16 protein-coding genes and 5 tRNA genes are annotated in these 12,944 nt (G+C 31.9%); 3 read left to right on the top strand and 18 right to left on the bottom strand.

Annotation, left to right across the window (positions count from 1 at the left end):
• Positions 1-4: 4 nt before the first annotated feature.
• The 13 genes from ELQ04_RS04480 to recA all read right to left on the bottom strand — a co-directional run bounded on the left by ELQ04_RS04480 (position 5) and on the right by recA (position 5,871).
• Positions 5-442: a DUF411 domain-containing protein gene (locus ELQ04_RS04480; RefSeq protein WP_002858990.1), complete on the bottom strand. Its 438-nt coding sequence runs from the start codon at positions 440-442 to the stop codon at positions 5-7.
• 80 nt (positions 443-522) lie between these two features.
• Positions 523-684, bottom strand: a complete 162-nt coding sequence (locus tag ELQ04_RS08700; protein WP_002895271.1) for a hypothetical protein — start codon at positions 682-684, stop codon at positions 523-525.
• A 68-nt stretch (positions 685-752) separates the two neighbouring features.
• Entirely contained in the window at positions 753-1,169 is a 417-nt protein-coding gene (locus tag ELQ04_RS04475) for a hypothetical protein (protein WP_002937441.1), read from the bottom strand.
• 174 nt (positions 1,170-1,343) lie between these two features.
• Positions 1,344-1,428, bottom strand: a tRNA-Leu gene (locus ELQ04_RS04470).
• A 5-nt stretch (positions 1,429-1,433) separates the two neighbouring features.
• Positions 1,434-1,510: transfer RNA gene (locus ELQ04_RS04465), tRNA-Arg, on the bottom strand.
• A 14-nt stretch (positions 1,511-1,524) separates the two neighbouring features.
• A tRNA-Arg gene (locus tag ELQ04_RS04460) sits at positions 1,525-1,601 on the bottom strand.
• A gap of 4 nt (positions 1,602-1,605) precedes the next feature.
• Positions 1,606-1,682: transfer RNA gene (locus tag ELQ04_RS04455), tRNA-His, on the bottom strand.
• A gap of 24 nt (positions 1,683-1,706) precedes the next feature.
• Positions 1,707-1,784, bottom strand: a tRNA-Pro gene (locus ELQ04_RS04450).
• A 42-nt stretch (positions 1,785-1,826) separates the two neighbouring features.
• Positions 1,827-2,675 (bottom strand): DNA ligase, encoded by an 849-nt coding sequence (locus ELQ04_RS04445; protein WP_044778096.1) that lies wholly within the window; start codon positions 2,673-2,675, stop codon positions 1,827-1,829.
• Positions 2,675-3,337 carry a glycoprotein CgpA gene (gene cgpA / locus ELQ04_RS04440; protein WP_002851387.1) on the bottom strand — a complete coding sequence of 221 codons (663 nt, stop codon included), beginning with the start codon at positions 3,335-3,337 and terminating at the stop codon, positions 2,675-2,677. The genes ELQ04_RS04445 and cgpA overlap by 1 nt, the downstream gene beginning before the upstream one ends.
• Entirely contained in the window at positions 3,327-3,530 is a 204-nt protein-coding gene (locus ELQ04_RS04435) for a hypothetical protein (protein WP_002839177.1), read from the bottom strand. The genes cgpA and ELQ04_RS04435 overlap by 11 nt, the downstream gene beginning before the upstream one ends.
• A gap of 65 nt (positions 3,531-3,595) precedes the next feature.
• Positions 3,596-4,840 carry a phosphopyruvate hydratase gene (gene eno / locus ELQ04_RS04430; RefSeq protein WP_002937443.1) on the bottom strand — a complete coding sequence of 415 codons (1,245 nt, stop codon included), beginning with the start codon at positions 4,838-4,840 and terminating at the stop codon, positions 3,596-3,598.
• Positions 4,840-5,871, bottom strand: a complete 1,032-nt coding sequence (recA, locus tag ELQ04_RS04425; protein WP_002851424.1) for a recombinase RecA — start codon at positions 5,869-5,871, stop codon at positions 4,840-4,842. Before recA ends, eno begins: the two co-directional genes overlap by 1 nt.
• Before the next feature lie 105 nt (positions 5,872-5,976).
• Between recA and ELQ04_RS04420 the strand changes: the two genes are divergently transcribed.
• Genes ELQ04_RS04420 through ELQ04_RS04410 form a run of 3 tightly spaced genes read left to right on the top strand, consistent with a single transcriptional unit; the run spans position 5,977 to position 7,891 of the window.
• Positions 5,977-6,837: a menaquinone biosynthesis family protein gene (locus tag ELQ04_RS04420; RefSeq protein WP_002937444.1), complete on the top strand. Its 861-nt coding sequence runs from the start codon at positions 5,977-5,979 to the stop codon at positions 6,835-6,837.
• Between the two features lie 11 nt (positions 6,838-6,848).
• Complete coding sequence (gene fliQ, locus ELQ04_RS04415; RefSeq protein WP_002851290.1) at positions 6,849-7,118, top strand: flagellar biosynthesis protein FliQ; 270 nt, start codon at positions 6,849-6,851, stop codon at positions 7,116-7,118.
• The gene (locus tag ELQ04_RS04410) at positions 7,115-7,891 is read left to right on the top strand and encodes a UDP-N-acetylmuramate dehydrogenase (RefSeq protein WP_044778097.1); all 777 of its coding nucleotides are present in this window, start codon (positions 7,115-7,117) and stop codon (positions 7,889-7,891) included. The genes fliQ and ELQ04_RS04410 overlap by 4 nt, the downstream gene beginning before the upstream one ends.
• A 22-nt stretch (positions 7,892-7,913) precedes the next feature.
• On the opposite strand, the gene ELQ04_RS04405 is transcribed toward ELQ04_RS04410, so the two are convergent.
• From ELQ04_RS04405 to ELQ04_RS04380, 5 genes are all read right to left on the bottom strand, one after another.
• Entirely contained in the window at positions 7,914-8,684 is a 771-nt protein-coding gene (locus ELQ04_RS04405; protein ID WP_079396631.1) for a hypothetical protein, read from the bottom strand.
• A 39-nt stretch (positions 8,685-8,723) separates the two neighbouring features.
• Complete coding sequence (locus ELQ04_RS04400; RefSeq protein ID WP_002937465.1) at positions 8,724-9,488, bottom strand: 3'(2'),5'-bisphosphate nucleotidase CysQ; 765 nt, start codon at positions 9,486-9,488, stop codon at positions 8,724-8,726.
• Positions 9,489-9,568: 80 nt separating this feature from the next.
• Positions 9,569-10,837, bottom strand: coding sequence for a citrate synthase (locus ELQ04_RS04390; protein WP_002937467.1), 1,269 nt, complete (start codon positions 10,835-10,837; stop codon positions 9,569-9,571).
• A gap of 114 nt (positions 10,838-10,951) precedes the next feature.
• Entirely contained in the window at positions 10,952-12,127 is a 1,176-nt protein-coding gene (locus ELQ04_RS04385; protein ID WP_002937469.1) for a cation:proton antiporter, read from the bottom strand.
• Positions 12,108-12,944: a biotin synthase gene (locus ELQ04_RS04380; protein WP_002937471.1), complete on the bottom strand. Its 837-nt coding sequence runs from the start codon at positions 12,942-12,944 to the stop codon at positions 12,108-12,110. Before ELQ04_RS04380 ends, ELQ04_RS04385 begins: the two co-directional genes overlap by 20 nt.

Genomic DNA, 12,944 nt, shown 5'->3' with positions numbered 1-12,944 from the left:
TACTTTAAAGCTTTTTATCTCCTATAAAATATCCATAAAGCTCATAGCTTCCATCTTTTTTCATCAAAATTACAGGATATTTTTCACTATAACCTTGTTCCATTCCTGGGCTTCCTTGCGGCATGCCAGGAGCTGAAATTCCTATAACATCTTTAGGTTTGTTTTCAAGCAACCATGCTATAGCACTTTCAGGAACATGCCCTTCAATAGCATAGCCTTCGATCACACCTGTATGGCAACTTTGATACTCATCTTTTATACCCATTTTTTCTTTGATTTTAAGAAAATCATTGGTTTTATGAACGCTAACCTCATAACCCTTAGCTTTCATATAATCAGCCCAAAGATCACAACAGCCACAAGTAGGACTTTCATAAACTTGTATTTCCTTAGCTTGCGTAAGAGTGAGTAAAAAAAGAATGGTTAAAATTGTTTTTTTCATAATCGCTATCCTAAGTAAAAAATATATAATAATACTTTTATAAAGTTAATATCATCACATTTTTAACACTAAAAATGAATTTACAAAAATTTAATCAAGAAAAGATTTTTAATGAGTGCTGATTTTGTCTTTACAGCAAAGATATAAAAGATAAAACGATTTAAAAAACTAGAAATTTTTAACTTAAAAAGCTTAAAATTTAGATATAATGCTACTTTAAGACGCTTAGAATGTTTTTTCATTCTAAAAGCCTTTAATAGTGGATTTCCGCCAAGAGTGAAAACTCAAGGCGGATTTTTATTTGCAATATTTACTTAATAGAATAATTATGTTCAGCTGTTCCTCCACAAAAATATCCCTTCTTATCAAAACTTGATACATCGCAAGTAAGAGTAGATAATCTAGCTCTTTTGCCATCACTAGTTAATATAAGAACTGTCTTATAATAAACATATTTGCTTTTATCTGAATAATAGTCTTTTATCATACTTTGATTTACTTTATAAGTTTTTGGATCAACTTTTGCAACAATATCTGCTTCATAAAAAGTTGCCTTTTTAAAAAGTGGCTCATCTATAATTGTTTTGATGCTCTCTTGGAAATATTTGTTTTGCATTTCGCTTGCTGAAACTGGAACTAAATCTTTTTTATTGATAACTATCAAATCTGCAAATGCTGACACATTTAAAGCAACTAAAACTGCTAAAGCTAAACCTAATTTTTTCATTTTATCTCCTTGAATTGAATTTTGTATATTTTAATTATTTTTCAAATCTTTTGCAAGATAATTTTTGAATTTATCTAAATTAAATTTGCATTTTATCTAACAATCATAAGAAATTTTAAAATGAAATAAAAATTTATGAGAAATCAACTCTTGTTTGAAAATGATAAAAGTAAGTGGTGCGGATGAAAGGACTTGAACCTTCACGCATTGCTGCACCAGATCCTAAGTCTGGCGTGTCTGCCAATTTCACCACATCCGCTAAAGTGGTACGCCCAAGAGGATTCGAACCTCTGACCTACGGCTTAGAAGGCCGTTGCTCTATCCAGCTGAGCTATGAACGCATATAAAATCTTGGTGGTGCGCCCGATAGGAATCGAACCCATAACCTACAGATCCGAAGTCTGTCGCTCTATCCAGTTGAGCTACGAGCGCTTAGTGGGGTGAGTGATGGGAATTGAACCCACGACCCTCAGGACCACAATCTGATGCTCTAACCGACTGAGCTACACTCACCATTTTGTATAAATTTATAAAAAATGGTCGGGGTGAAAGGATTCGAACCTTCGGCCCCTTGGTCCCAAACCAAGTGCGCTAACCAGACTGCGCTACACCCCGAATAAATAAAAGGAAATATTTTATCACAAAATAATTTTAAAGTCAAGGATTTTCATCTCTTATTCTTAAAAAAACCGGAAAGCGAGGTAAGGAATTTTTGGTCAATCCATTAAATTTATAAGTCACAATACTACCAATTTTTGGAGGATTTTTTCTATCTTCATCTTTTAAACCACTGCCTATTTTAATGATTTGTCCATTAGGCATTTTACAAAGTAAGGCACCTACTTGATTTTCAAATTTGCCCTTGCCCTTGCGAAATCCTACTAACTCACACTCTGCATCATCATAGGGTTTTAATTTCATAGCATTTTTACTTCTGCCTTTTTCATAAGGACTTAAATTTTTGCGTATGACAATACCTTCACCTTGATTTTTTATAATGCTTTCGTAAAATTGATTTAAATTATTTTGATTTTCAACTGGAATTTGAGGAATAATTTTTATATAGGCACTAGGATATTTTTGCAAATACTCTTCTAAAACAGCCAAACGATTTTTAAGAGTGCAAGTAGAAATTTGAAATTCTTCACAAGCATTTGGCACATCAAAAATATTATAAGTTACTTCCTTCCATAAGGTCAAATTGCTATCGCCACTACGAATTAAAGCTGAAATTTCATCAAATTTATTTCTTGCTATCCAAAGCTCACCATCAACAGCAAAAGGAGGGAAATTTTTTGTAAAAAAGTCAGGAGTTTTTATTTGGTAATTTTGGCGAGTTTTTAGATATTTCCCATCCCAAATTCCACGCACTCCATCAAGTTTTTCGCTCATCAAATAAGCATTGAAATCTTTAGAATTAAAATCTTGCTTATCGAATTTGCTAAGAAGTAAAATTTCATTAGCAAAAACTAAACAAGCACAACATATTAAAAAAATAAATCTCATCAAAGCAGATTAATCATATATCCAGTTGCATCTTTTTGAATATTATAATTATAAGTTCCGTCAAGATATATTACAAGTCGATAATATCCTTTATGAGATCCAAAGTCTATGCGTTTAAAAATAGAATTGCTAAGGCGTATGTTTTTTGTAGGGCTAATCATTTTAGATCTAAAATCTATAACGATTTTGCTTGGATTTCCTACTGAAAAATCTGTAATCATTTCATCACTAGTGTTAAGTTTTATTTTGTTTTTATAAACCGCATAAGAAATAAAATCATAAATCTTTGCAACCTGTAAAGGTATTTCAACATTGGCTGTTGAGTTTGATTCTTGTTTAGAACTATTTTTTTCAGGTATAGTAACTGAAACATCAAGTACTTTTGAAGGATCAGGGCTTTTAAATCTTGATATAGTATAAGTATCGTGCCAATCAATACTTTTATTGACATCTAAATCGATCTTATCTTCACTTCCGTCTAAATTGATATAATTAAAAGTAATGCTTTTTAAAATTCTTGCACTAGAATTAAATTTAACTTCCTCTTTTTGAAATTCAGGTGGAGCAACCAAGGTTATATTTTGATCTGTCTTGAAAGGATTTTCATCAGCATATAAAAGAGAGGTAAAAATAAAAAATATTGCTAAAATTCTAGTTTTCATTTGGGTATAATCCTTTTAATTCAAAATAATCTTTTTGTGCTTTAGCATTTTGTTCTTTGAGCAAAATAATCTTTTTATTAAGCTCTTCTTTGGTATTTTCTAAGCTCAATAAAGTATCTAAAGAATACTGCCCAAAAAACATATTGCCAAAATAAATCGCTCCAATTACAACAAGAAAAGCCCAAAAAATCATTTTTATAACATGGGTATAAAAACTTTTTTTTCTTGTGCTTTCGTCGTATTCTTTAAGTAAATCGCTCAGAGCTTTTCTCCTAAATATTCATCGCTTTCAAGTTCAATTTCAAGCAAGCGATTGTATTTTGCAGTTCTTTCACCTCTTGCTAGAGCTCCTGTTTTGATTTGTCCTGTATTTAAAGCTACAGCAAAATCCGCTATAAAAGCATCTTCGCTTTCGCCGCTTCTATGACTCATCACGCATTTATAGTTATTTCTTTGCGCTAAACGCACAGTTCTCATAGTTTGGGTAATAGTTCCGATTTGATTTGGTTTAATAAGCACAGCATTTGCCATTTTTTTGATGATACCTTCTCTTAAAATATCTTCATTGGTTACAAACAAATCATCGCCTACAAGCTGAATTTTATTGCCCAATTTTTCAGTAAGCTTAATCCAACCTTCAAAGTCATTTTCAGCTAAGCCATCTTCGATACTGCAAATTGGATATTTTGCACAAAGTTCTACATAGCGTTCGATCAAATCTTCACTTGAAAAAGCCTTGCCTTCCATGTGGTATTTGCCATCTTTGAAAAATTCTGTACTTGCTACATCAAGAGCGATTTTTACACGATTTTCATAACCTGCTTTTTTGATACAAGTCATTAAAAGATCGATAGGTTCTGTGTTGTTAGCTAAATTTGGAGCAAAACCGCCTTCATCACCTAAAGCCGTAGAATGTCCGGAATTTGCGAGTTCTTTTTTTAATATCGCATAAATTTCACAAACTGAACGCAAAGCTTCTTTAAAGCTAGTAAAACCAAAAGGCATGATCATAAATTCTTGAAAATCTACATTGTTGTTTGCATGAGCACCGCCATTTATGATATTACACATTGGCACGGGCAAAATGCTCGCATTTGCACCACCTAAGTAGCGATACAAAGGCATTCCCAAAGCAGCCGCAGCCGCACGAGCTGTTGCCATAGATACGCCTAAAGTCGCATTTGCACCTAAATTTGAGTAATTATTTGTTCCATCAAGCTCACGCAAAGTATCATCAAGTTGAGTTTGATTAAAAGCATCTAGTCCTAAAATTTCATCTGCAATGGTTTCATTGACATTTGCAACAGCTTTTAAAACACCTTTTCCGCCAAATCTTTCATCATTATCACGCAATTCTAAAGCTTCTTTTGAACCTGTACTCGCACCACTTGGAACTATAGCTGCACCTACACTTCCATCGCTTAGCGTAATTTCGGATTTTACAGTTGGATTTCCTCTGCTATCAAGAACTTCATAGGCTCTAACATCTTCAATTACTAACATTATTCTTCTCCTTCGTCATCTTCGCTACCGCTGATCATACCTTCTATTCCCATAGAATTTTGAATCGCTTTTGTGATTTCATCTGCAATTTCAGGGTTTTCTTTTAAGAAGGCTTTTGAATTTTCTCTACCTTGTCCAAGTTTTTTATCTTTATAAGAAAACCACGCACCACTTTTATCTACGATATCAAGTTTTACACCATAATCGATCAATTCACCTTCGCGGCTTAAACCCTCTCCAAACATCACATCAAATTCAGCCTGTCTGAATGGAGGAGCAACTTTATTTTTAACTACTTTTACTTTAACGCGGTTTCCTATAGGTTCTTCGTTTTGTTTTAAGGTTGCTACTTTTCTAACATCTAAACGCACAGAAGCATAGAATTTTAACGCATTTCCACCTGTTGTAGTTTCAGGAGTGCCATAACCCATAGCACCAATTTTCATACGAATTTGGTTGATAAAAATTACCGTGGTATTCATTTTATGAACTATACCTGTAAGTTTTCTTAGAGCTTGAGACATAAGTCTTGCTTGAAGTCCTACATGTTGATCACCCATATCGCCTTCAATTTCTGCTTTTGGGGTAAGTGCTGCAACACTATCTACTACGATAAGATCTACTGCACCACTTCTTGCTATAGTTTCTACAATTTCTAAGGCTTGTTCTCCAAAATCAGGCTGAGAAACATACAAATCATCTGTATTTACACCTAAATTTTTAGCATATTTCACATCAAGCGCATGCTCTGCATCGATAAAAGCACAAACTCCACCTGCTTTTTGGCATTCTGCGATAATGTGTAAAGTTAGAGTGGTTTTACCTGAACTTTCAGGCCCATAAATTTCTATAATTCTTCCTTTTGGAACACCGCCTATACCTAAAGCAAGATCAAGTCCAACTGAACCTGTGCCTATGCTATCGATTTGCTCGACTTCTTTATCCCCTAGTCTTAAGATAGTGCCTTTTCCGAAGGTTTTATCTAAACTTTTTAGGGCAGCGTCTAGAGATTTTCTTTTATTATCATCCATAACTTTCCTTAAAAATTCTAAATTTTTAGTTAGAATTCTAACAAAATAAAATTAAATAATGATTTATTTTGCTAGAATTAAAGCAAAGATTTAAAGGAAGCATAGATGAAAAAAATTACTATTGCACATTCTCCTGATGCTGATGATATTTTTATGTATATGGCTATTAAATTTGGGTGGATAGGGAATGATTTTGCTTATGAAAATACAGCTTTAGATATACAAACTTTAAATGAATTTGCCTTGAAAAATGAATTTGATGCTACGGCTATTTCTTTTGGACTTTATCCTTTAATCGCTTCTGAGTATGCGCTTTTACGCACAGCAGTGAGTTTTGGTGAAGGTTATGGGCCAAAACTCATCAAGAAAAAAGACACGCATTTAAAAAGAAATTTTAAAGTCGCTTTGAGTGGAGCAAATACCACCAATGCTTTGATTTTTCGTATGAAATACCCTGAAGCAAGAATTATTTATAAGAATTTTTTAGACATTGAAAATGCGGTTTTAAGTGGCGAAGTGGATGCAGGAGTTTTAATCCATGAAAGCATTTTAGAATTTGATCAAAGTCTTTGCGTGGAAGCGGAACTTTGGGATATATGGCTTGAATTTGCTAAAGAAAATTTACCTTTGCCTTTAGGTGGAATGGCTTTGCGTCGTTCTTTGCCTTTAAGCGATGCGATTAAGATCGAAAGAGATTTAACCAATGCTGTAAAAATTGCCGATGCAAATCGTAAAATTTTAGCCCCTATGCTTATGGAAAGAAAACTCATCCGTGTTGATGAAGAAAAACTTGATACTTATCTTAATTTATATGCCAATAAAAACTCCATTAGCATGAATCAAACTCAACTTTTAGCTGTAGATACGCTTTTTAAACTAGGATATGATTATAAATTTTATGATAAAATCATACATGTAAATGATTATCTTATCCCTAGCGAATACGAAGATGCTAGAAATTCTTAAAAAGGATAAAAATGGATGAAAGTACCTTAGTTGCTCTTGGAGTGCAAACCTTTAAAATCACACTTTTACTTTCCTTGCCTATGCTTTTAGCAGGGCTTATTGCAGGGCTTGTGATCAGTATTTTTCAAGCAACTACACAGATTAACGAAATGACACTTTCTTTTGTTCCTAAAATCATCTTAGTTGTAGTTATTTTAATCTTTTTAATGCCTTGGATGACTACAACTATGATTGATTTTACTGAGAATATACTAAATCAAATTCCAACTTTTATCAAATGATCATTGATTTTAAAAAATACTCTTCTGTGCGTATAGGAAATGAATTTGAAGTTTTGGTTTTGGATCAAATTTGTGATTTTGATGGTTTTTTAATAGGCGGTGCAAATAACCTTTTAGTTAGCCCAAAACCTAAAAATATAGGAATTTTAGGAGATGGTTTTGATTTTATACAAATTTTAGATCAAAATAAAGATTTTATACATCTTCGCATAGGCTGCAAAACAAAATCAAGTAAAATATATCACTTTGCTAAAGAAAATAATCTTAAGGGTTTTGAGTATTTAAACAAAATTCCTGGCACACTTGGTGGGCTTTTAAAAATGAATGCAGGGCTTAAAGGAGAGTGTATCAGTCAAAATTTAATCAAAATTGCTACTTCTCAAGGTGAAATTCTAAGAGAAAATATAAATTTTGATTATCGTTTTTGTCCTTTAAATATGCCTTTTTTTTGGGCTGAATTTAAATTAAATTTTGGTTTTGATACCCTTAAAGATGAAGCTTTAAAAAATGCAAGAAGCAACCAACCTAGTGGAGCAAGCTTTGGCTCTATCTTTAAAAATCCAAAAAACGATTTTGCAGGACGTTTAATCGAAGCTGTAGGACTTAAAGGATTTAGCAAGGGAGATGCTATGTTAAGCGATAAACACGCAAATTTTTTAATCAATAAAAAAAATGCAAGTTTTGAAGATGCGTTTTTTCTTATCGAATTGGCTAGAAAAAAAGTCTTTGAAGAATTTGGCATAAACTTAGAAAATGAAGTGATTATTATCTAAAAATTTTCAATATATCTTTAAATTAATTGATAGTTAATTTTAATTTTTTTATTTCATTATCTATAACACTAGCTAACATTTTTGGCATTTGATTTACAATATCTTGATAATTTTGTTTTGCATCTTGATCTTTTAATGTCAAATTTAATTTTGCATTTTTTGCTACAAGAATTTTTCCATTGCTTGTAGAAATAATTTTAAAATTAATATTAGCCACACCCTCTTTACTAGTTGTGATAAAATAATTTGTAATATTTACATAAAAATCTTGCAAATTTACCACCACAACATAATCTGTAAATTTAGCATACATTTTAGCCTTATCTTTTTCTTGTGTTAAAAAAGGACTTACATTTATAAGTTTTGCATCCTTAGGGCTAAAATATGACAAAGTCTTAGGACTTTGATAAATACCATTTGCAGCAGAATTAACCCAATTAAGCCTTAAACTTTGAATCAAATTTTTAGCAAATAATGTAGAAAATTCCTTATCGCTCACCCTAAAACCATCTAAAAAATAACCAAAATTTTTCCTATAAGTTAATACAATAGCAAAATCAATATCTTTATCTTTGGTGATTTGCGATTTTTTTTCAATCAAAGTAGAACTATCAAACAATGCTTTTTGTTGATTTAGATTTGGATTTGCAACATTTTGATTTAGATCTATTACTTCAAAACTATCTGCACTTTTTTCAATTTTAATAACTTTTTTCTGAGAAAAATTATTCGCTAAAAGATTAGAACTTAAAACTAAACTTAAAAACAAAATGAAACAATACCTCATCTTCATCCTTATAAACTATTTAAATATAAAATTATACTCTTTATTTTATAAAAAATCTTGTAAAAAATTCCTAGATGAAACACAAATAAAAGGACTGGATTTATAATTTAAAGGGTTATATAAAATGTATTTTTTAGAAAAATCTCCCATAAATCCTCCATTTTGATTAATCAAAAAATCTCCTGCTACAATATCCCAAATACTAAGCTTTTCAAATCTTTTATAAACTCCTGCCTTAGCCTCTAAAATAGCACAAAATTTCAATCCAGAGCCTATATTAATAGCTTCTAATTGATGCTCTTTTGCAAAGTTTTCATCTTCTTTGCTAAGATGATTAACACTCAATAAGGCTTTATATTTATTTTTCTCGTATTCTTGCTGGTCAATTTGCAAAGGTTTATCGTTTTTATAAACCTTGGTTTTTGCATGAGCATAGAATATATCACCTTTTGATGGATTTTGTATAAGCGATAAAACAGGGCGATTGTCATGAACCAAACTTATCATAACGCAAAATTCATCACTGCCTTTTAAAAAACCACTTGTTCCATCAAGAGGATCGATAAGCCAAAAAGTTTTTAATTCTTCACACTCTTCTTTGCTGAGTAATTTTTCTTCTGATAAAATTTTAATATCTGTAGAACCCAAAATATCATTTAGAATTTTATTAGAAGCAAGATCTGCTGATGTAAGCGGGCTTTTATCTTCTTTTTCCCAAGTTTTGAAATTTTTTCTCTCTTCTAAAATAGCTTTAGAAGCTTTATTACTGGCATTTATAGCAATTTCTAAAAATTTATCAAGATTAAGCATAATTATAAGACTTTCTATAAGATTTTTTAAAATTATACAAGAAGATTTTGTGGAATTTTTAACTTCCACAAAAATTTTAATCAAATTTTACTAGTTTCACCCAAATAAAGTTGTCTTGGACGAACTATCTTAAGACTTTCTTGCTCTTTTTGTTCTATCCACTGAGCTATCCATCCTGGGGTGCGCCCTATAACAAATAAAGTAGCAAACATTTCATTTGGAATACCTAAGGCTTTTAAAATAAGTCCGCTATGAAAATCAACATTCGGATATAACCCTCTTTGAACAAAATAATCATCACTTAAAGCAATCTCTTCTATACGCGTTGCTACTTTAATAAGATTGGTATCAATACCCAACTCATCAATAAGTTGATCACGAAGTTTTTTAAGCACTTTTGCTCTAGGATCAAAATTTTTATAAACCCTATGCCCAAAGCCCATCAAGCGGAAAGGATCGTTTTTATCTTTAGCTCTTTTGATGAATTCATCTACCCTATCAACACTACCTATTTGCTCAAGCATTCTAATAACACCTTCATTAGCCCCACCATGTGCATGACCCCAAAGCGCACCAATACCTGCTGCTATACAGGCATAAGGATGAGCATGAGTTGAACCCACAGCGCGAACCGTTGAAGTTGAAGCATTTTGCTCATGATCTGCATGAAGCATAAAAACTGTATCAAGTGCTTTTACTTCTATAGGTTTAAGCTCTACATGATCGTAAGGATAGGTTCTTAGCATATATAAGAAATTTTCTGTAAAACCACGATCTAAATTTGGATAAGCCATAGGAAAGCCATGTTTATATCTATAAGCGGTGGCCACTATAGTAGGGATTTTAGCTACTATTCTAGCTGCCATTTCCATATATTCTTCTTTTACATTTATATTTAAATGATCAGGATAAAAAGCACTAAGCGATGAAACAGCACCTTGTAAAACTGCCATAGGATGAGCATTATCAGGGAAAGAATCAAAAAGACGATGCATACCTTCATGGATAAAAGAACGTTTTTTCATTTCATAACGAAACGCTTCAAGACGCGTAGCATCAGGTAGTTCTTTATAAAGTAAAAGATGAACCACATCTAAATAAAGTTTGTTTTCAGCAAGCCACTCTATAGGATAGCCACGGTGCATTAAAATTCCGTTTTCTCCATCAATATAAGTGATTTTTGATTTACAAGTAGCTGTAGAAGTCAAGCCCTCATCATAAGAAAACATTCCTGTTTGTTTATAAAAACTTGACATATCTACAACGCTTGGCCCAGTTGTACCATCATATATAGGAAATTCATAGCTTTTTCCATTTCTATTATCGGTTATAGTAACGGAATTTGACATTTTCGCTCCTTTTATTGTTACTTTTATTAATTCTAACAAAAAAGGGCGATTATGAGTTTTTTTATTATTAAATTTTTAAGATTTTGTTTGCTTTTTTGAGTAAAAAAGTAACTTTCATTTTTTAGAATTAGAAAGAAATTTAATCATACTCATAACAATAATAGCCTCAAATAACGCTGTTAAAATAAGTGCTGAATAAAGCTTCTCATCAATAACCTTGCCCGAATAACCCAGAGTAGCTGTTGCTATAAGCAAGGTTAAAGGCATAGAATGACTAAGACCAAATAAAATCATATTTTTAAAACCAATTCTTTTTAAAAAAACACTTGCACATAAAATTCTTAAACCCACCATAACAAACATAAGTAAAAATGCTTCTAAAACGATTTTATAATCTAAAATCATTTTAAGATCAAAGGTTGAACCTATATGGATAAAAAAAATAGGGATCAAAAACCCGTGTCCAAAAGTAGAAAGCTTGTGCTCAAGATCTTTTTTATGATCAAAAAAAGTAGCTATAAAAGAACCTGCTATAAAAGAACCAAGAACGATTTCAAGTTTTGTAATAACCATAGCAACAATGATCAGTATAAAAATGGCCATACAAAATCTTATATCTTTTTCATTTTTATCTTCCCATGGCATAAGCACAACTTTAAGCTGAGGATACCACCAAAAAAGCACACCAAGCATTTTAAATCCAAGCAAACAAAGCCCTAAAAAGATATTAAGATATAAAATACTTTGCGCTACATCAATAATACCTGTTCCTTCACGCAAAAAAGCTCCCGCTATAGTCAAAAGCACAATAGAAATCACCTCAGCTAAAGTAGCTACTATCATAGCAATATTTAGCCAATAACACTCTTTTCCAAAATCCTTAAAAAGTAAAGATAAAAGCCCTACACTCATCACAGGTATAATGATAACAAATACTAAAGAAAGTCCAAAAATCCATACTATAAAAGAAGATAAAGCGTAAAGTAAAAAAATATAAAAAAAACTTTTTTTAGCGACTTCTTTATCCATATTAAAAAAGGCTCTTAAATTTACCTCCATGCCCGCTATAAACATTAGATAATAAAAACCTACATTGGCTAAAAGTGCAAAATTTTCACTTTTTCCTATAAAACCAAAATATGCAATTACCGCACCTAAAATAATTTCAGTAGCTGAAAGAGGCAAGCGTAAAATTTTTGCAATATGCGGAGAAAAAAGTAAGCATAAAGCTATAACAATAAGAATTTTTAAATCAATTAAAGCCTGTGTATCAATGACACTCTGATGCAAAAGTAAATCCCATTTCTTTTAATTTTATTATATCTTGACTTGGTTCTTCACCTTTAGTAGTTAAATAATCCCCTATAACAATAGCCCCAGCACCTGCTTGAAAAATTTCATACTGCCTTTCTTGCAATACCACTTCACGCCCGCCTGCAACCATGATTACAGTTTGAGGCAAAGCCTCTTTGGTGTCACGCACGATTTTTAAAGCTTCATCAGCACTAAGTCTTGGAACTTGTAATTTTAAATTTTCATTTGCTATAAAAAAATTAATAGGCGTTGAAAAAGGCTGTAATTCTTGCAAAGATTTTCTAAAACTTAGTCTATCTTCTTCACTCTCACCCATACCATAAATTCCACCACAACAAAGCATAAGTCCTGCTTCTTTAGCGTTTAAATTGGTTTGAAATCTACTTTCCCAAGTATGAGTGGTGCAAATTTGTGGAAAAAATTCCTTAGAAGTTTCAAGATTGTGATTATAAGAAAAAATTCCTGCTTTTTTAAGTTCTTTGAGTTGTTCCACGCTTGCCATGCCATTACAGGCAATTAAAAGTAAATTAGGCACTTCTTTTTGCACAGCCTTGGCAGCCTCACAAACATACTCAAGCTTTTCATCATCAAGTCCAAGTCCTGCCGTAACCAAACAAAAACCCAAAGCTTCATTTTTCTTTGCCATTTTTGCTTCTAAAACGATTTGTGAAAGTTCTTTGCGACGATATTTTTGAATATCTGTTTTTACATGAGCGCTTTGGGTGCAGTATTTACAGTCTTCTGAACAATTTCCACTTGCTATATTTGAAATAGCGCAAAGCATGATTTGCAT

Source organism: Campylobacter sp. CH278 (assembly GCF_004378845.1).
Lineage (GTDB): Bacteria > Campylobacterota > Campylobacteria > Campylobacterales > Campylobacteraceae > Campylobacter_D > Campylobacter_D jejuni.
This window is presented reverse-complemented; position numbering and strand designations above follow the sequence as displayed.